The sequence below is a fragment of the Novosphingobium sp. HNCC26DJ243 genome, from assembly GCF_057180545.1.
In genome coordinates this window covers 1-19,188 of record NZ_JBXUGN010000002.1, presented here as the reverse complement: position 1 = coordinate 19,188, position 19,188 = coordinate 1, and the positions used below count along the sequence as shown (strand labels likewise).

Sequence of the window (19,188 nt, the reverse complement as noted above, 5' to 3'; positions counted from 1 at the left end):
GCAACAAGCAAAAAGGTGTTCGCAGTGCTCTACAAGGCTTACGAAATCCAGCGTTCGCTGATGAACGCCGGCAGCGCATGGTCGTCGATGATGGTCGACATGCTTAACGATCCCCGCAATCCCTGGGCTGGTTCCGGCCCCACGCAGATGCTTGCTTCGGCACTCGATGTGTTCGCACATGCGGCTGCTCCGCGGGGCAAGCCCGCCTTCGGGATCAGGGTCGTCCATGTCGACGGCACATCGCACGCGGTCAAGGAAACCACGGTCATCACGCGGCCCTTCGGCGATCTCAAGATGTTCACGCACGATGGCCTGCCCAAGGATGCGCCGCGCCTGCTGCTGGTCGCGCCAATGAGCGGTCATTACGCCACGCTGCTGCGCGGCACTGTCGAACGGATGCTCGAGCGCTGCGTCGTCTACATCACCGATTGGGCCGACGCGAAGTACGTGCCGCTGGCGGAAGGCATCTTCGACCTCGACGATTACATCGATTACCTCACCGGTTTCCTCGAACATATCGGGCTCGATGAAAACGGCAGGGGCGCACACATGATGGCCGTGTGCCAGCCTTCCGTGCCCGCGCTTGCCGCCACTGCTATCATGGGCGCGAACAGGCATCCTTGCCGCCCGGTCACGCTGACCATGATGGGTGGGCCGATCGATACGCGCGAAAGCCCGACCGCGGTCAACGACCATGCGATCACCAAGCCTCACGTCTGGTTCAAGCACAACGTCATCACGACGGTGCCCGCGAACTACCCGGGCGAGGGGCGCCGCGTCTATCCGGGCTTCGTCCAGCTCGCCAGCTTCATGTCGATGAACCTCGGCAGCCACATGATGAGCCATTACAAGCTCTATCAGCACATGATGCAGGGCGCCGACGAAAGCGCCGAGGCGACCAAGACCTTCTACGAGGAATACCGCGCCGTCTGCGATCTTCCGGCCGAATTCTATCTGCAGACCGTCGATGTCGTGTTCCAGCGTCACGCGCTGCCGAAGGGCGAACTCATCCATCGAGGCCAGGCAGTGGACCTTGGTGCGATCACCGACACCGCAATCCTGTGCATCGAAGGCGAGCGCGATGACATTTCGGGCATCGGCCAGACCCGAGCCGCGCTCAAGGTCACGCCAAATCTCGCCGAGGACATGAAGCAGTACTTCCTTGCTCCCGAAGTCGGCCACTACGGCATCTTCAACGGCTCGCGCTGGCGCAACTCTATCGCGCCGGTGGTCGAACAGTGGATCGGCAAGTTCGAGAAGAAGGCCAAGGGACGCAAGCTGACGGCGGTAGCTTAAGCCGCCGATGATCGGTGACCGGATCTTCGGCTTGTTCCGGCGCAAAGCCGGCGCGATGTCGCGTCATGCCATACGCGACTATCGCCGGCTGGTCCGGCGCAAGCTGAAACAGTGGCCTGACGATCCGCGACTTGCTCTTGCGCAGGCGATCGGCGCTCCGACCCTTGCAGACTTCGCGGATTGGGGTGATCGCCAGGTCGCAGTCCTGCGTCACCATGGCCTGGCCGACGGCATGGCGATCTACGATTTCGGGTGCGGCTGCGGACGCACTGCGCAGGCGCTACAGCGCGCGGGATGGGTGGGTTCCTACAAAGGGGCCGACATCATACCCGAACTTGTCGCCGAGATCGGTCGGACGTGCCCCGGTTACGAAGCAATCGTCCATTGCGAGCTCAACCTCGCGGCCCTGTCGCAATCGCAGGACTTCGTGTTCCACTGGTCGGTGTTCACGCACCTCTACCCGGAGGAATGCTACATTTTGCTCATGGACATCTTCCGGGTCCTGAAGCCGGGTGGAAAACTGGTCTTCTCGTTCCTGGAATTCGGCCCACCCAAACACGATGCGATATTCGAGCGAAACGTCGCCATAATCCGCGCCGGGCGACGACCGCCTCATCTCGACCAATTCCTCCATCGCGACTGGATAAGCCATTTCGCGCAGAGGATCGGTTTCGGGCAGATCGAATTCACGGACGGCAACGATCGGCGCCATCACCCCCCGCTCGGCCAGTCGATTGCGAGCATGGTAAAATCCTGAACCAGCAGATGGACGCGGGTCCGAAGGCCCGCCGATTCAAACGAAGAATTGCGAAATCCATTCGCAGGTCAGAGCGGGCTTGCTCTCGCCTTCGATCTCGATCGTGATTTCCATCGTCTGCTGCCACTGCCCGGGGCGCTTCTCCTCCAACTCGAGCAGTTTGAAATGCCCGCGCACGCGCTTGCCCACGCGGACCGGCGCAAGAAAGCGGGTGCGGTTGCCGCCATAGTTGACGCCCATCTTGATGCCTTCGGGGCGGGGGCAATCGCTTTCGGCAGTCAAGAACGGGATCAGCGACAGGGTCAGGAATCCGTGCGCGATCGGCCCGCCGAACGGGGTCAGCTTCGCTTTTTCGGGGTCGACATGGATGAACTGGAAATCGCTTGTGGCCTCGGCGAACTTGTTGACGCGCTCCTGCGTGATTTCCAACCAATCCGACGTGCCGACGACCTGTCCGACCAGACCCTTGATCTGTTCTGCGGGAAGAAAATTGCTCAACTGTGGCCTCCACTCCGGTTGCCCCGAGAATGGCGGCAAGTTCAAGGACGTGCAAGCGATCTTAAGCGAGTGATTAAGCGGGTGATCAAGCAGGAAGGGGCGCTGGCCGGGCCTTGCGAAAAGGCTGCGGTTGAGCGGCGCGCACGCGTTTCACATAGGCCCACAGCCCGCATTGCAGGCCGACCAGCATGTATACGAAGGGCTGGAAGGCGATGCCCACGAAGGTCGCGCCGACAAGGTAGATCACCTGCGCCTGCTGCAGGGCTTCGGCCAGCGGGCTGACCCAGCGGAACTCCTCGCTCGTCTCCTTGCGGAAACGGCGGCGCAGCACTTCCATCTGCCACACGCCCAGCAGGTGAAGGGCCAGCCACAAGGCGAGGCCGGGATAGCCCTGTTCGCCCAGCATCTCGAAATAGCTCGAATGGTAGGCGCGGCCTTCCTCGACGATCGGCTGGTATTCAAGCGCGGTATTGTTATCGCCCGCCGATTCCGCTTTCACAGTGTCGTACTGGACCTTGTTCTGGCGGTAGGCCTCGAAGCCGCCGCCGAAGGGGTGTGACTTGGCGAACTCAATCGTCCAGCGCCACACGGCAAGGCGCGTGCCGGCAGACTGGTCGGACTGGTGGTTCTTGATCGTGCCCATGCGGTCGGTAAACTCCTTGGGCAGGAGCGGCACGACCACGAGCGAGGCTGCCGCCATAACCGAGACGATGAGCAGCCGGCGCTTGGCCGTGCGCAGGATCATCAGCGCCAGTACGCCGACACAGATCAGGCCGGTGCGCGCACCCGTGCCGATCGGCATCAGGGCGCAGGCAAAGCACAGCGCCAGCGCGAACAGCTTCACCCGCCAGTCGGGCGGAAACACCGTGCCGAAGCGCATCAGCCACAGCGCCAGCGGGATCACCGCTATGGCAACGGCGGAGATGATCGAGCCTTCGTAAAGCCCGGTGTTGTCGTTGACGAGCAGGCGCAACTCGCCATAGCCGCCGCCCCCTGCCGCGGTCTTGATACCGCCGCCGATCACGATCACCCCGATTGAGAGGACCAGGATCAGCGCGATCGCCTCGATGCGCAGGCGCGTGCGCAGCGTCAGCGGCAGGAATAGTGCAAACAGCAGCGCCTTCCATACCCACGACCATTTCTCGAGCGCCTCGACCGGAAAATCGGCTGTCTGTGTCGAGAGGCCGCAATAGACCAGCAGCGCAAGAAGCAGGAATTGACGCAGCGAGAAGCGGATGCCGTTCTTGTCTTCGGCGACAAGCCAGCCAATGAAAGCGCAGAGAAACGCGATCAGCGAAACCGGAATGTGTGTGAGTATGCCCCAGCTGACCTTCTGCGGGGCGACGATGTCGATATAGGTATAGGCCAGCACGAAGATGAACGGCTTGCGGAACCCTGCGCCGATGAAGCACAGCACGTAAGCAAGCAGGAAAAGGTCAAGCATCGGGGTGCCCGGAACCGGGATCGCGCCTGGTGCGGAACAGGGACTTCCGACTCGGCAACGAGGGATCGTCGTCCAGATCGTCGCGATGCAGCAACTGCCAGATGGCAATGGCCATCAGGACATGCGGCAGGAATATCGTGAACTTGTCGATCATGGCTGGGATGACCGCTAGACCATCGAGGTTGACGCGGCGTTAAGCTTCCCGTGGCAGGACATTCCCCCATGACCCGCGTGCTTCACGTTCTCGACCATTCGCTGCCTCTGCAGAGCGGCTATACCTTCCGCACGCGCGCCATACTCAAGGCGCAGGAGGCGATGGGCATTGAAGTGCGCGGGGTGACCGGCCAGCGCCATGCCGCGCCGCATTCGGGCAGCGATCCTGAATGGCATGATGGGCTGGCATTCCACCGCACGCCGGGCACTGCACAAGGCTTGCCGCTGGTCCGCGAATGGGCCGAAGTCACCGCGCTGGCCGAGCGGATTGCCGGAATCGCCGGACAATGGCGGCCGGACGTCATCCACGCCCATTCGCCTGCGCTCTGCGGGCTGGCTGCGGTCAAGGCTGGCAAGCGCCTCGGCATTCCTGTCGTCTATGAAATTCGCGCTTTCTGGGAGGACGCGGCGGTCGGCAACGGCACCGGCCGCGAAGGCAGCGCCAAGTATTGGCTTACCCGCGTTCTCGAAAACGAGGTCGTCAGCAGCGCCGAGCGGATCGTGACGATCTGCAATGGTCTGCGCTCCGATCTTGTCGCGCGCGGCTATGCCCCCGAAAAAATCTCGATCATGCCCAATGGCGTCGATCTCGAGCTGTTCGGCGATCCATTGCCGCGCGATGCGAAGCTGGCCGCCGAACTCGGCTTGGGCAACGGGCCGGTGATCGGCTTCCTCGGCAGCTTCTACCCCTATGAGGGGCTGGACGATCTGATCGCGGCCATGCCCGCGATCGTCGATCGGATTCCTGAAGCGCGCCTGCTGCTCGTCGGCGGCGGGCCTGCCGAAGGCGAACTGCGCGCCCAGGCGGCCGCCTCTTCCGCTTGCGATGCCATCCGTTTCGTCGGGCGCGTCCCTCACACCGAAGTCGACCGCTACTACTCGCTCGTCGACGTGGTCTGCTACCCGCGCAAGGCCATGCGCCTCACCGACCTTGTCACCCCGCTCAAACCGCTCGAAGCCATGGCCCAGGGCAAGCTCGTCGCGGCATCCGACGTGGGCGGGCACCGGGAACTGGTCCATGACGGTGTAAACGGCACGCTTTTTCCGGCCGATGATCCGGTCGGACTTGCCGATGCCATGCTACAAATGATTGATTCGCAATCCGAATGGCCGGAGCGTCGTGAACAGGCGCGGGTCTGGGTAAGGGAGCACCACGACTGGGCACGCAACGCCCGGCGTTATGAACTCGTTTACCAAGCCCTGTTACCCCATCGCAAAGTGTCGGTGCGCGCGGCTTGAAAGCCGTTCGCCCGCGCCAAGGCAGAGATACAGGACGCCCGCCAGTGACCGCGACGAAGCGCAAGCCCAAGCCCATCACCGCCAATCCCATGTTCCCGTTCGTGACCGCGCTGTGGTTCGCGACGTTCCTGGGTCTTGGCAGTTTCGCCGTGGCGCCTGCGCTTCTTGAAGGGCCTGTCGTCGCGCTGGGCATTCCCGCGATCATCCCGGCCGCCGCTCCGCCACTCGGTTTCACCGCGCGTGTCGCATTGGCGCTGTTGATGATGGGCGGCGGTGCCATTGCGGGCTTCCTCGTCGGGCGCTGGCTCGGCCGCGAGAGGATCGCCGCGCCTGCCCGAACCCGTGCATTCGGCAAGGCCTCGCATGAGTCGGCTTTCATCGTGCCGCGCCCGATCAACCCGGCCGAGGATCTTGGCGAGCCGCTTGATTCCCCGATTGTCGAGGAAATGCCGCTGCGTCGTCGTGCGCTTTCGCTGACCGAAGAGCCGCAGCTCGCCATGCCGACCGAATCCGCGCCCTTGCCCGGCGGCCTGTCATGGGAGCAGTCTGCGCCTGTCGCGATTGCGCCGTCCACGCCTGAAAGCCCGCTCCATTTGCCACAAGTCGTCGACCCTCTCGGGCTCGAAACCTTCCTCGAGGAAGCTCACGGCAGCACTCTGCAGAGCGGTCAGGATACCGCAGACGTACTGCCGTCGGATCATGAGTGCACTGAGGTGCCCGAAACTGTGGCGATCGACGAGGCTCCGGTCGAGCCCGCGGCGCACCAGCCTGGCCCAGTCCGTTCGAGCCCGTCCCTGCTTCAGGCCCATGCGGTGGCGGCGACCCCACTCGAGGCTGCGCCACTCGACAACCTTGGCCTTGTTCAGCTGATCGAGCGGCTCGCGCTTGCGATCTCTCGCCGCGCCACTGGTTCGCAGGCCCCGAGCGCGCACGGTGCTGTCAGTGCCAGCGTGATCGCTCCGGCTTCTCCTGCGCAGCCGGAATTTGTCGTCGCGACTCCGGCTCCGCAACCAGCCATCGCCCGGTTCGAGGCAGTCCCTCCGGCCCCGGTCGCTACGTCTCCACTGTCGATCAAGCCGGAACGTTTCGCCGACCCGGAACGCGTGGTCCAGCTCCGCCCCACGGCGATGCAGCCTGTTGTACCAGCAGCCGATGAAAGCGATGAAGGAGCCGACGACCACGGCGAAGACCTCGGCTTGGGTCGCTTCCTGCGCCTTTCACCCGAAGCGCCGGTCGCCGAACCCGATCAATCGTCAGTGGTCGCCTCTTCGGAGCCTGCACCGGAGCCGGAAGTTGCCGAAGACCGGTATCCCTCGCTGCTCGATATGGGACCTGTTGCTGCACGCCGTGAACCCCTGCGGATCGAGGACGGCCTGACAGTCGATTCCGAAGACGCCGCAGAGATAGAACCGGTCGTGGTCTTCCCGGGCCAACAGTCGCCGATCAACTCGGCCACTGCCCGCCCGTTCGAAAAGCCCTCGATAACGCCGCTCGCAGGTTCGCCGCTTGCCGCTCCCGGACGTGCTGCGCCCTCTGCAACCGTGCCTGACTCCGAGGCAGTCGATCCGGCCCAGCCAATCGGCCCTGCGCCCGATGCCGAGGAGGCCGACCGGGCCCTCCGCGCGGCCTTGGCCACGCTACAGCGGATGACCGCGCAAGGTTGATTTTCCTGCTGTAATTTGGCCACTGGCCAGCCCTTTCTGCCGTGTCGCATGCGTATTTTCGGGCTGAACCGCGCCCTTGTTGTTGCTGCGCGGTTGCAAAATAACTTTCCTGCAGTCATGGGGGCATTCCGCGCAACTTTCGTCGCCTTTCGGGCGGCGTGATTCGCGCGCAATTCCTCTTTTTGGATGTAGGACGATCTTCGAAATGGGATTTCCGCCGGTTCAGGGCCTGTACGATCCGCGTAATGAGCATGACGCCTGTGGCGTGGGCTTCGTCGCCCACATCAAGGGTCAGAAAAGCCATTCGATTGTAGATCAGGCCCTGGAAATTCTGCGCAATCTCGACCACCGCGGTGCGGTGGGCGCCGACCCGCTGCTGGGTGACGGCGCGGGCATCCTGATCCAGATTCCCGACCAGTTGTTCCGCAAGTGGGCGGCTTCCGAAGGCAAGGACCTGCCGCAGCCTGGCGATTACGCCGTGGCCATGTGCTTCCTGCCCCAGGAAGAAGCCTCGCGCCTGTTCGTGACCGAGTTCTTCGAGAAGTTCATCGCCAAGGAAGGCCAGGAACTGATCGGCTGGCGCGACGTGCCGACCACGATGGATGGCCTTGGCAAGGCTGTCGTGGAATCGATGCCGGTGATCCGCCAGTGCTTCATCAAGCGCGGGGCTGGCACGCCAGATCAGGCCGCGTTTGAGCGCAAGCTGCTCGCCATCCGCAAGCAGACCCAGAACCCGCTTGCCGCCATGGCGGAAAAGCACGGGCTTCCGGGCGTGACCCAGCTCTACATGCCGAGCTTCTCGACCCGCACGATCGTCTACAAGGGGCTGCTGCTCGCCAATCAGGTCGGCTCGTTCTACGACGATCTGCGCGATCCCGATTGCGTTTCCGCTCTCGGCCTCGTCCACCAGCGCTTCAGCACCAACACCTTCCCGAGCTGGAAGCTGGCGCACCCGTTCCGCTTCATCGCCCACAATGGCGAGATCAACACCGTTCGCGGCAACGTGAACTGGATGAACGCGCGCCGCCGCACGATGGAATCGGAGTTGCTCGGCCCCGATCTGGACAAGATGTGGCCGTTGATCCCGCACGGTCAGTCCGACACCGCCAGCCTCGACAATGCGCTCGAGCTGCTGATCGCGGGCGGCTATTCGCTGGCGCATTCGGTGATGATGCTCATCCCCGAAGCCTGGGCCGGCAACCCGCTGATGAGCCCTGCGCGCCGAGCGTTCTACGAATATCACGCGGCGCTGATGGAACCATGGGACGGTCCCGCTGCCGTCGCCTTCACCGATGGTCGCCAGATCGGCGCAACGCTCGACCGCAACGGTCTTCGCCCGGCGCGCTTCTCGATCACGCGTGACGACCTGATCTGCATGGCGTCCGAAAGCGGCGTGCTGCCCTTCCGCGAGGAAGACATCGTCCGCAAGTGGCGCCTCCAGCCCGGCAAGATGCTCCTGATCGACATGGAGCAGGGCAAGATCATCGAGGACGAAGAGATCAAGGCCGAGCTGGCCAGCGCCGAACCTTACGAGGAATGGCTCGACCAGGCACAGTACAAGCTCAAGGAACTCGACGTTGTCGAGCCCGAGCTGGCCGCGCTGCCGGTCGAGACGACGTCGCTGCTCGATCGCCAGCAGGCCTTCGGCTATACGCAGGAGGACATCTCCAAGTTCCTCGAGCCGATGGCCATTGCCGGTGACGATCCGTTGGGTTCGATGGGCACCGATACGCCGATCGCGGTGCTGTCGAAGCGTTCGCGCCTGCTCTACGACTACTTCAAGCAGAACTTCGCGCAGGTCACCAACCCGCCAATCGATCCGATCCGCGAGGAACTGGTCATGTCGCTGGTCAGCATGATCGGGCCGCGCCCGAACCTGCTCGGCCATGACGCCGGCAGCCACAAGCGCCTCGAGGTCGATCAGCCGATCCTGACCAATGACGAAGTTGCCAAGATCCGCTCGGTCGAGGCCGCGCTCGATGGCGCGTTCCGCACTGCCACGATCGACACCACATGGGACGCCGCTGCCGGGGCCGATGGTCTCGAAATGGCGATCAAGGAAATGTGCTGGGCGGCAACCGAGGCCGTGCTTGCCGACAAGAACATCCTGATCCTGTCGGATCGCGGCCAGAACGAGCAGCGCATCCCGATGCCCGCCGCTCTTGCAACGGCCGCCGTGCACCAGCACCTCGTCCGCCAGGGCCTGCGCATGCAGACAGGCCTTGTCGTCGAGACCGGCGAAGCGCGCGAAGTGCACCACTTCTGCGTGCTCGCAGGCTATGGCGCCGAAGCGATCAACCCCTACCTCGCCTTCGAGACGCTCGAGGCGATCCGCGTTGACAAGGAACTGCCCCTCACCACCAAGGAGGTGCAGAAGAACTACATCAAGGCGATCGGCAAGGGCATCCTGAAGGTCATGTCCAAGATGGGCATCTCGACCTACCAGTCGTACTGTGGCGCCCAGATTTTCGACGCGGTCGGCCTGTCGAGCGCATTCGTGGACAAGTACTTCACCGGAACCGCCACCAGCATCGAAGGCGTGGGCCTCAAGGAAGTGGCCGAGGAGACCGTGCGCCGTCACGCCGCGGCCTATGGCGATAACCCGATCTACCGCAAGATGCTCGACGTGGGCGGCATGTACCAGCTGCGCCTGCGCGGCGAGGAACACGCATGGACGGCGTCGAACATCGCCAACCTGCAGCACGCGGTGCGTGGCAATACGCCCGAAAAGTATCGCGAATTCGCACAGTCGATCAACGACCAGTCGGAACGGATGCTGACCATCCGCGGGCTCATGGAACTGAAGAAGGCCGGCGATGGCGTTCTTGAGCCGATCGACATTTCAGAGGTCGAGCCCGCCAGCGAGATCGTCAAGCGCTTCGCCACTGGCGCGATGAGCTACGGCTCGATCTCGTGGGAAGCGCACACCACGCTTGCCGTGGCGATGAACCGCATCGGCGGCAAGTCGAACACCGGCGAAGGCGGCGAGGACCCCGCGCGCTTCACGCCGATGGCCAATGGCGATTCGATGCGTTCGGCGATCAAGCAGGTGGCCTCGGGCCGCTTCGGCGTGACCGCGGAATACCTCGTCAATGCAGACGACGTGCAGATCAAGATGGCGCAGGGCGCAAAGCCCGGCGAAGGTGGCCAGCTTCCGGGTGACAAGGTCGACAAGACCATCGGCAAGACCCGCCACTCGACTCCGGGTGTCGGCCTGATCTCGCCGCCGCCGCACCACGACATCTATTCGATCGAGGATCTCGCGCAGCTCATTCACGATCTCAAGAACGTGAACACGCGTGCACGCATCTCGGTCAAGCTGGTGTCCGAAGTGGGTGTCGGCACCGTGGCTGCGGGCGTATCCAAGGCGCGCGCGGATCACGTGACGATCTCGGGCTACGAAGGCGGCACCGGCGCTTCGCCGCTGACCTCGCTGACGCACGCCGGATCGCCCTGGGAAATCGGTCTTGCCGAAACCCAGCAGACCCTGCTGCTCAACAATCTGCGCAGCCGCATCTGCGTGCAGGCCGATGGTGGCCTGCGCACCGGCCGTGACGTTGCCGTTGCGGCTCTGCTCGGCGCGGACGAGTTCGGCTTTGCCACTGCGCCGCTGATTGCGGCTGGTTGCATCATGATGCGCAAGTGCCACCTCAACACCTGCCCGGTCGGCGTTGCCACGCAGGATCCGGTGCTGCGCGCGCGCTTCACCGGCCAGCCGGAACACGTGATCAACTACTTCTTCTTCGTCGCCGAAGAACTGCGGGCGATCATGGCCGAAATGGGCTTCCGCACGGTTGCCGAGATGGTTGGTCGCGTCGATCGCCTCGATACCAACAAGGCGATCAAGCACTGGAAGCTCGAAGGCATCGATCTTTCGAAGCTCCTGCACAAGGTCGAACCCGTCGAGGGCACGACCCTGAACTGGAGCGGCACGCAGGATCACGGCCTTGAGGCCGCGCTAGACCAGGACCTGATCAAGGCCAGCGCTGCGGCACTCGAAAGCGGTCAGGCGGTTCGTCTCGAACGCACCGTGATCAACGTCAACCGCACGGTCGGCGCCATGCTTTCGGGTGAAGTTGCCAAGAAGTATGGCCACAAGGGGCTACCGGACAACACTGTCCACGTTTCGTTCAAGGGCGTGGCCGGCCAGTCGTTCGGCGCGTTCCTGGCGCACGGCGTGACGCTCGATCTCGTCGGCGATGCCAATGACTATGTCGGCAAGGGCCTTTCGGGCGGCCGCGTGATCGTGCGTCCCCCGGCGCATGTCGAACGCGATCCTTCGGAAAACATCATCGTCGGCAATACCGTGCTCTACGGTGCGATCGCTGGTGAAGCCTACTTCAACGGCGTGGCCGGTGAACGCTTCGCGGTGCGCAATTCGGGTGCCATCGCGGTGGTCGAGGGCACGGGCGATCATGGCTGCGAATACATGACCGGCGGTGTCGTCGCGGTGCTGGGCAAGACCGGTCGCAACTTCGCGGCAGGCATGTCGGGCGGCGTTGCCTACGTCTATGACGTCGACGGCAACTTCGCCGATCTCGCCAACAAGGCCATGGTCGATCTGCTGCCGATCTCGGCAGAGCGCGATGATGAAGATGGTGCGGGCCGTCCGCAACAGCGCGGCACCGACGTTTATGACTATGGCATGGGCGACATGCTGCGTCATGACGCGGAACGCCTGCGGGTGCTGGTGGAACGTCACCACCTCTACACCGGCAGCCGCCGCGCGCGGGACATCCTCGACAACTGGGCAGATGCCCTGCCGAAGTTCGTCAAGGTCATGCCGCGCGACTACGCGCGCGCGCTCCGCCAGATGGAGGCCGAGCGCCTCGAAGCCGCTTCTGTGGCTGCGGAATAAAGGTTAGAATACAATGGGCAAGGCAACCGGCTTTCTCGAAATCGACCGCAAGGACCGCACCTACGATGCGCCTTCGGAACGACTCAAGCACTACCGCGAATTCGTCATCCCGCATGACGAGACGGGCCTGAAGGGGCAGGCGGCGCGCTGCATGAACTGCGGCATTCCGTACTGCCACAACGGCTGTCCGGTGAACAACCAGATCCCCGACTGGAACCACCTGGTCTATGAGAACGACTGGCGCGAAGCCGTCGACAATCTCCACTCGACCAACAATTTCCCGGAATTCACCGGCCGCATCTGCCCAGCCCCGTGCGAGGCGGCGTGCACGCTCAACATCGTCGACCAGCCGGTCACGATCAAGTCGATCGAATGTGCGATCGTCGATCGCGGGTGGAAGGAAGGCTGGATCGAGCCGCAGGTTCCGGCGAAGAAGACCGGCAAGTCGGTCGCGGTCGTTGGCTCGGGCCCTGCGGGCCTTGCCGCTGCCCAGCAGCTCGCCCGCGCCGGCCACTCGGTCACCGTGTTCGAAAAGAACGACCGCGTCGGTGGCCTCCTGCGCTACGGCATTCCTGACTTCAAGATGGAAAAGACCCACATCAATCGCCGCGCGATGCAGATGGAGGCCGAAGGCGTCCAGTTCCGCACCGGCGTCGAAGTGGGCGTGACTGTCTCGTTCGCATCTCTGCAGGAAAACTTCGATGCCGTCGTCCTTTCGGGCGGCGCTGAAGACCCGCGCGGCCTCGGCATCCCCGGAGCCGAACTGCCGGGCGTGCGCATGGCGATGGAATTCCTGACCCAGCAGAACAAGCGCAATGCCGGCGACGACGAACTGCGCGCCGCACCGCGCGGCTCGCTCACCGCCACCGGCAAGCACGTTGTCGTCATCGGCGGCGGTGATACCGGCTCGGACTGCGTCGGCACCTCGAACCGCCAGGGCGCCGCCTCGGTCACCCAGCTCGAAATCATGCCCAAGCCGCCTGAAAAGGAAGACAAGGCGCTGTCGTGGCCGAACTGGCCGCTCAAGCTGCGCACCTCGTCCAGCCATGAAGAAGGCTGCGAGCGCGAGTTCGCCGTGCTGACCAAGCGCGTCGTCGGGGAAAACGACGTTTCGGGCCTCGAATGCGTTCGCGTCGAGTGGGTAAACGGGCAGATGCAGGAAGTGGCGGGCAGCGAGTTCACGCTCAAGGCGGACCTCATCCTTCTCGCCATGGGCTTTCTCGGCCCGCGCAAGCAGGGTCTGCTCGAACAGGCCGGCGTCGAGCTCGATCCGCGCGGAAACGTCAAGGGTAACGTGGTCGACTACAAGACCAGCGTCGAGAACGTTTTTGCCTGCGGCGACATGCGTCGCGGCCAGAGCCTCGTCGTCTGGGCGATCCGCGAGGGCCGCCAGTGCGCCCGCGCCGTGGATGAAGCGCTGATGGGTGTCAGCGAACTGCCGCGCTGATTTTCAAGGCTTAGCAAGATTGAAGAGGGGTTCCCGCATTGGGCACCCCTTTTTCGTGTACGTAAACCCGAACGGTAGGGTTACCCGTCCGCCTGAACCTCGGTGACAGGCGCCGACTTGCTCCGGCTGACCAGCAGCTTGTCGATTTTCCGCCCGTCCATGTCGACGACTTCGAAGCGCCAGCCCTGGTCATGGAAATGTTCGCCTTCGCCGGGCAGGCGCTTGAGCACCGACAGGCAATAGCCCGCGGTCGTCGCGAATTCGCGGTCGTCGGGCAGGTCGATGCACAGCCGGTCGGCCAGCGCGTCCGCCGGAAGCGCACCCGATATCAGCAGCGACCCGTCCTCGCGTTCGACCACCATCGGGCTGTCGCCCGCATCGCCATGGCCGACGAAGTTGCCGGCGATTGCGGCCAGAAGGTCGGCCGGCGTGACGATGCCTTCGAGATGCCCGTATTCGTCATGGACCAGCGCAATAGCGACCTCGGCCTGCTGGATCATGGTAAGTGCGTCCATCGTGTCGAGCTGGTCCGGCACGATCGCGGGCTTTTTCATCAACCGTCCGAGCTGGACCTTGCGTCCGCGCAGCAGCGTCGACAGCACGTCCCGCACCTTGACCACGCCGACGATCTTGTCGACCGACCCGTCTGCCACCAGCAGCAGCGAATGGGGCGAGTCCTCTATGGCGGAGCGCAGTTCGGCTTCGGGCGCGCGGCGCTCGATCCAGTGCAGTTCGGTGCGCGGCGTCATCACCTCTCGCACGGGTCGCTCGGCAAGGCGCATGATGCCGGTCATCAGCGCGCGCTCTTCCTCCTCGATCACGCCCGAACGAGTGGCCTCGGCGAAAATCATGTGCAGTTCTTCGGCGGTGACTTCCTGATCGCTGCCCTGCTTGAGCCCCAGCATCCGGATCAGCAGCCCCGAAGACTTGTCGAGTGTCCACACGAAGGGCGCGGTAATGCGCGACATCATCGCCATCGCCGGTGCCGCGATCTTGGCGATGGGCTCTGCGGCGCGCAGCGCAAGCTGCTTGGGCACCAGTTCGCCCACGACGAGGCTCAGATACGTCGTAATTGCAATGACGATCGCAAAGCCGATGTCGTCGGCAAACCGCTCGGGAACGCCGGCTGCCACGAGTCGCTCTGCAGTCGGTCCACCAAGGCTCGATCCTGAATATGCACCCGCGATGATGCCTACCAGCGTAATGCCGATCTGCACCGTCGAGAGAAACTTGCCAGGATCGGCCGCAAGCTCGAGAGCGACTTTCGCGCCTTTGCTGCCTTCTTCGGCGGCCACTTTAAGGCGGGCTGGGCGCGCCGATACGATGGCCAGTTCCGACATGGAAAACAGGCCGTTGAGCACAACGAGGCCCAGTATCAGCAGAACGTCAGACCAAGGATAAGGTGTCACGTGGGCGGCCCTAGCAGATATGAGCGGAAACGCGAAGAGGAGCAGGAATGATCCCGTGCCGTGCGGTGGCGGGTTCCCGTTCGGGAACCGTTCAGTCGAATCGGGCTTATCTGAACTGTCAAAGCGGCAATCCGTTGCATAAGGTCGCAAACGGGATGCCGATCGAAGGGGACAGGTTATGAAGATTCGTCGTATTATGATGTCGAGCCTCTGCGCGGTTTCGCTGGTCAGCCTCTCGGCCTGCGTCACCGATCCGAACACGGGTGAGCGCAAGGTTTCGCGCACTGCCATCGGTGGCATCGGCGGCGCGCTCGGTGGCGCCCTCCTGGGCGGACTGATCGGCGGCAAGACCGGGCGCATCGTCGGTGCGGGCATCGGCGGCGTTGCGGGTGGCGTGATTGGCTACCAGAAGGACAAGCAGATCAAGGAACTGCGCGAACAGACCGCCGGTTCGGGCGTCGACGTGACCGAGACCGACGGCGGCAACGCCATTCTCGTGAATTTGCCGAACGGTGTGACCTTCGACGTCGACAGTTCGACGGTTAAGCCGGCCTTCGGCGCCACGCTCGATCGTGTTGCGCAGTCGCTGGTCCAGTACCCGAATTCGCTGATCGACGTCTATGGGCACACCGATTCGACCGGTTCGGACGCCTATAACCAGGCGCTTTCCGAACGTCGTGCCCGTGCGGTTGCTGATTACCTGACCTCGCGCGGCGTGGGCTATGCCCGTATCCGCAGCCAGGGCTACGGTGAATCGCAGCCGATCGCCTCGAACGACACCGAGCAGGGCCGTCAGGCGAACCGCCGTGTCGAGATCAAGATCGTTCCGATCAGCCAGGATGACGTGAACGCTGCCCGTAGCGGTCAGTAATCGTCCTTCCTGCCGAGTTGACGGCGTCGCTCCTCACCGGGGGCGGCGCCGTCTTCGTTTGCGCGTGCCGCAGTTCGCGGTTGACCTCGCCCATGACCGGCTGGCATCCGCCCGGCAGCGCGGCCCGACGCCGCCTGCATCGTTCACGGAGTTCAAGAATGCCCATCCAGCTGCGCGCGATCAACGGACGTCTGACAAAGCCCGTCGGGTTGGGCTGCATGTCGCTGAGCTGGGCCTATGGTGAACGGCCGGGCGACGAAGACGGCATTCGTCTGCTTCAGCACGCGGTCGATATCGGCTACGATCATTTCGATACTGCGCGGCTTTACGGCCTCGGCCACAACGAGACGCTGGTCGGCAAGGCGCTCATCGGCCGCCGCGACAAGGTCTTTCTCGCTTCGAAAATGGGCATCTTCGCCAGCGGCGACAAGCGCGGCATCGATTGCCATCCCGATACGATCCGCAGCGAACTCGAAGTCTCGCTGAAGCTCCTGCAGACCGATCATATCGATCTCTATTACTTGCACCGCCGCGACTTTTCGGTGCCGATCGAGGAATCGATCGGCGCGATGGCGGACCTCGTCCGCGAGGGCAAGATCGGTGCGATCGGCCTGTCCGAAATGTCGGCAGACACCCTGCGCAAGGCCGCTGCCGTCCACCCTATCGCCGCGATGCAGACCGAGTATTCGCCCTGGACGCGTCAGGCCGAAATTGCCGTGCTCGAAGCGTGCCGCGATCTTGGCACCACCTTCGTCGCCTTCTCGCCCGTTGCGCGCGGCGTCCTCGCCAATGGCGTCAGCGATCCCGCGGCGCTCGAGGAGAAGGACATCCGCCGCGCGATGCCGCGCTTCAACAGCGAGAACTGGCCGCACAACTACGCGCTCGTCCGGCAGTTCAACGCCATCGCCGAGCGCGAGGCGGTTACGCCCGCGCAGCTTTCGCTTGCATGGGTCCTGTCGCGCGGGGAGCATGTCGTCGCCATACCGGGCACGGCCAAGGTGGCGCACCTTGAAGAGAACATCACGCGCTGGGACTGGGTCATCCCTGCTGCGGTCGCAGCCGAGGTGGACGCGCTGATCAACCAGCAGACCGTTTCCGGCCACCGCTATGCCGGCGTGATGCTGCCGACGATCGATACCGAGGATTTCGACTAGGCGAGCTTGGCTGCGCGCTCTGCCAGTCGCTCGACCGCCGCGGCGTGGATCGCCGGCGCGGTGACGAGCAGGCCAAAGGCGCGTGGATCGCGCTTGTTGTAGTCGAGCGGCTGGCCGAACGCGTCCGAGACCACCGCGCCCGCCTCACGCGCGATGAGCGTCGCGGCGGCAATGTCCCATTCGAAACCCCAGCGCAGCGTGGCCAGAAGGTCCGCCTCGTCCGCGCCGACCATGGCGATGCGCAGCGCGATGGAGTTGGGCTTGTCGACCATCACAAGGTCAGCGTCGGCCTTGGGCAGGCTGTCGGCCGGAACGCGCGATCCAGCAAGGGCGGTGCGCGTGCTGGCACTTAGCGCAATGCCGTTCCGGGTCGCGCCCCGTCCGGCTATGGCCGACCAGTACTCCTTGCGTGCCGGCGCGCTCAGGATGCCGATCAGAGGCCGTCCTTCGCTGACCAGCGCTACCGATACCGACCATCCGGGGCGCCCGCGCACGAAATCGCGCGTGCCGTCCACTGGATCGACCAGCCAGCACAGACCGCGCTCCAGCCGTTCGGGATGGTCAACCGTTTCCTCCGAAAGCCAGCCAGCCGAGGGCAACAACGCGCCCAGTTCGTGCTTCAGGAACGCATCTACAGCAAGGTCGGCATCGCATACCGGGCTGCCCGGCGTCTTTTCCCACACCTGCGGAGCATGGCCGTGCCCCGGCCAGAGACCAAGCGCCATTGCCCCGGCAGCCCTGACAATCTGGTGGAGGCGGTCATAGTCGATCATTCTTTACCTTTGAACCTGACGGGTCACGCGATGAAGTGCAATTGCGAGGCGTTATCAAAGATTGCTGCAGACCTCGCATTTACGCCCCTTTTCAAGCTCCGCTCGCTGTGCTTAAGGCAATCCGACTCAAAGCGCCAACGGCGGCGCATACCTTTGCGCCGATTGTGGCGCGCCTGTCGGCCAACCGGTGCATGCCGGTGGCCATTCAAAGCGGGGATCACGCATGAACGTCCATGAATACCAGGCCAAGGAACTGCTTGCCAAGTTCGGCGTCGGCATTCCGGCAGGCATTGCCGCGCTGACCGTCGAGGAAGCCGTTGCTGCCGCCAAGCAGCTCCCCGGGCCGCTCTATGTGGTCAAGGCGCAGATCCACGCCGGTGGCCGCGGCAAGGGCAAGTTCAAGGAACTGCCGGCCGATGCCAAGGGCGGCGTGCGCCTGGCCAAGAGCATCGAGGAAGTCGAAGCATTCGCCAGGGAAATGCTCGGCAACACCCTCGTCACCGTACAGACCGGTGAAGCCGGCAAGCAGGTGAACCGCCTCTACGTCACTGACGGTGTCGATATCGCCAAGGAATACTACCTCTCGATGGTCGTCGATCGCGCTTCCAGCCGCGTCGCGATGATCGTATCGACCGAGGGTGGCATGGACATCGAGGAAGTTGCCCATTCAACGCCGGAAAAGATCGCCACGATCACCATCGATCCGGCCGAAGGCTTCATGCCGCACCACGGCCGTGCTGTGGGTTATGCGCTCCAGCTGACGGGCGATCTCAACAAGCAGGCCGGCAAGATCGCCGAGCAGCTCTACAACGCGTTCGTGGCGCTCGATTGCGACATGCTCGAGATCAACCCGCTCGTCGAAACCAAGGACGGCAATCTGCTGGTCCTCGACACCAAGATGAGCTTCGATTCGAACTCGCTCTATCGTCACCCCGACGTAGTGGCGCTGCGCGACGAGACAGAAGAAGATCCGGCTGAAATCGAAGCCAGCAAGTATGACCTTGCCTACATCAAGCTCGACGGCAACATCGGCTGCATGGTCAATGGTGCGGGTCTGGCCATGGCGACGATGGACATCATCAAGCTGAATGGCGAATTCCCCGCCAACTTCCTCGACGTTGGCGGTGGTGCCAACAAGGAGAAGGTGACGGCTGCCTTCAAGATCATTCTCAAGGACCCGGCGGTAAAGGGCATTCTCGTCAACATCTTCGGCGGGATCATGAAGTGCGACATCATTGCCGAGGGTATCGTGGCCGCGGCGAAGGAAGTGAACCTTTCGGTTCCTCTGGTTGTTCGCCTCGAAGGCACCAACGTGCAGCAGGGCAAGGACATCCTTGCCAACTCGGGTCTGCCGATCGTTCCGGCCAACGACCTTGGCGATGCCGCCAAGAAGATCGTTGCCGAGGTGCGCGCCGTCGCCTGATCGGCTGCACAATCACGTTTAGGAAGGGCGCCGGGCAACCGGCGCCCTTTTTCGTTCCAACGCTCCCATATCCATGCGAGAGAAGTTGACGTTTACGTAAGCGCGAATTATGCCCGTTCAACCGGATTCGAGAAAAGGACGG

At 63.5% G+C, this 19,188-nt stretch carries 14 protein-coding genes; 9 read left to right on the top strand and 5 right to left on the bottom strand.

Going from position 1 to position 19,188, the window contains the following annotated elements; genetic code table 11:
* Nucleotides 1–24: 24 nt before the first annotated feature.
* Both AC2A04_RS07540 and AC2A04_RS07535 read left to right on the top strand, forming a co-directional pair.
* Nucleotides 25–1,296, top strand: coding sequence for a polyhydroxyalkanoate depolymerase (locus AC2A04_RS07540; protein ID WP_484211718.1), 1,272 nt, complete (start codon nucleotides 25–27; stop codon nucleotides 1,294–1,296).
* Between the two features lie 7 nt (nucleotides 1,297–1,303).
* A complete protein-coding gene (locus tag AC2A04_RS07535) occupies nucleotides 1,304–2,053 on the top strand; it encodes a class I SAM-dependent methyltransferase (protein ID WP_484211717.1) in 750 nt (249 codons plus the stop codon).
* A gap of 36 nt (nucleotides 2,054–2,089) precedes the next feature.
* On the opposite strand, the gene AC2A04_RS07530 is transcribed toward AC2A04_RS07535, so the two are convergent.
* From AC2A04_RS07530 to AC2A04_RS07520, 3 genes are all read right to left on the bottom strand, one after another.
* Entirely contained in the window at nucleotides 2,090–2,551 is a 462-nt protein-coding gene (locus AC2A04_RS07530) for a MaoC family dehydratase (protein WP_484211716.1), read from the bottom strand.
* A gap of 85 nt (nucleotides 2,552–2,636) precedes the next feature.
* On the bottom strand, nucleotides 2,637–3,995 hold the full coding sequence (locus AC2A04_RS07525; protein WP_484211715.1) for a putative O-glycosylation ligase, exosortase A system-associated: 1,359 nt from the start codon (nucleotides 3,993–3,995) through the stop codon (nucleotides 2,637–2,639).
* Complete coding sequence (locus AC2A04_RS07520) at nucleotides 3,988–4,149, bottom strand: hypothetical protein (protein ID WP_484211714.1); 162 nt, start codon at nucleotides 4,147–4,149, stop codon at nucleotides 3,988–3,990. Before AC2A04_RS07520 ends, AC2A04_RS07525 begins: the two co-directional genes overlap by 8 nt.
* Nucleotides 4,150–4,217: 68 nt before the next feature.
* Here AC2A04_RS07520 and AC2A04_RS07515 point away from each other — a divergent pair, with 68 nt between their 5' ends.
* From AC2A04_RS07515 to AC2A04_RS07500, 4 genes are all read left to right on the top strand, one after another.
* A complete protein-coding gene (locus AC2A04_RS07515) occupies nucleotides 4,218–5,447 on the top strand; it encodes a TIGR04063 family PEP-CTERM/XrtA system glycosyltransferase (protein WP_484211713.1) in 1,230 nt (409 codons plus the stop codon).
* 44 nt (nucleotides 5,448–5,491) lie between these two features.
* Complete coding sequence (locus tag AC2A04_RS07510; RefSeq protein ID WP_484211712.1) at nucleotides 5,492–7,111, top strand: hypothetical protein; 1,620 nt, start codon at nucleotides 5,492–5,494, stop codon at nucleotides 7,109–7,111.
* Nucleotides 7,112–7,316: 205 nt separating this feature from the next.
* Nucleotides 7,317–11,969 (top strand): glutamate synthase large subunit, encoded by a 4,653-nt coding sequence (gene gltB, locus AC2A04_RS07505; RefSeq protein ID WP_484211711.1) that lies wholly within the window; start codon nucleotides 7,317–7,319, stop codon nucleotides 11,967–11,969.
* 13 nt (nucleotides 11,970–11,982) lie between these two features.
* Complete coding sequence (locus AC2A04_RS07500; protein WP_484211710.1) at nucleotides 11,983–13,416, top strand: glutamate synthase subunit beta; 1,434 nt, start codon at nucleotides 11,983–11,985, stop codon at nucleotides 13,414–13,416.
* 80 nt (nucleotides 13,417–13,496) lie between these two features.
* On the opposite strand, the gene AC2A04_RS07495 is transcribed toward AC2A04_RS07500, so the two are convergent.
* Nucleotides 13,497–14,825, bottom strand: a complete 1,329-nt coding sequence (locus tag AC2A04_RS07495) for a hemolysin family protein (RefSeq protein ID WP_484211709.1) — start codon at nucleotides 14,823–14,825, stop codon at nucleotides 13,497–13,499.
* Between the two features lie 178 nt (nucleotides 14,826–15,003).
* Here AC2A04_RS07495 and AC2A04_RS07490 point away from each other — a divergent pair, with 178 nt between their 5' ends.
* Nucleotides 15,004–15,696, top strand: a complete 693-nt coding sequence (locus tag AC2A04_RS07490) for a YiaD family glycine zipper/OmpA-like lipoprotein (RefSeq protein WP_484211708.1) — start codon at nucleotides 15,004–15,006, stop codon at nucleotides 15,694–15,696.
* A gap of 158 nt (nucleotides 15,697–15,854) precedes the next feature.
* Entirely contained in the window at nucleotides 15,855–16,850 is a 996-nt protein-coding gene (locus AC2A04_RS07485; RefSeq protein ID WP_484211707.1) for an aldo/keto reductase, read from the top strand.
* Here the strand turns inward: AC2A04_RS07485 and AC2A04_RS07480 are convergent.
* Nucleotides 16,847–17,623 (bottom strand): 3'(2'),5'-bisphosphate nucleotidase CysQ, encoded by a 777-nt coding sequence (locus AC2A04_RS07480; protein ID WP_484211706.1) that lies wholly within the window; start codon nucleotides 17,621–17,623, stop codon nucleotides 16,847–16,849. The genes AC2A04_RS07485 and AC2A04_RS07480 overlap by 4 nt on opposite strands.
* A gap of 223 nt (nucleotides 17,624–17,846) precedes the next feature.
* On the opposite strand from AC2A04_RS07480, the gene sucC reads away from it, so the two are divergent.
* Entirely contained in the window at nucleotides 17,847–19,046 is a 1,200-nt protein-coding gene (gene sucC, locus AC2A04_RS07475) for an ADP-forming succinate--CoA ligase subunit beta (RefSeq protein WP_484211705.1), read from the top strand.
* Nucleotides 19,047–19,188 lie beyond the last annotated feature (142 nt).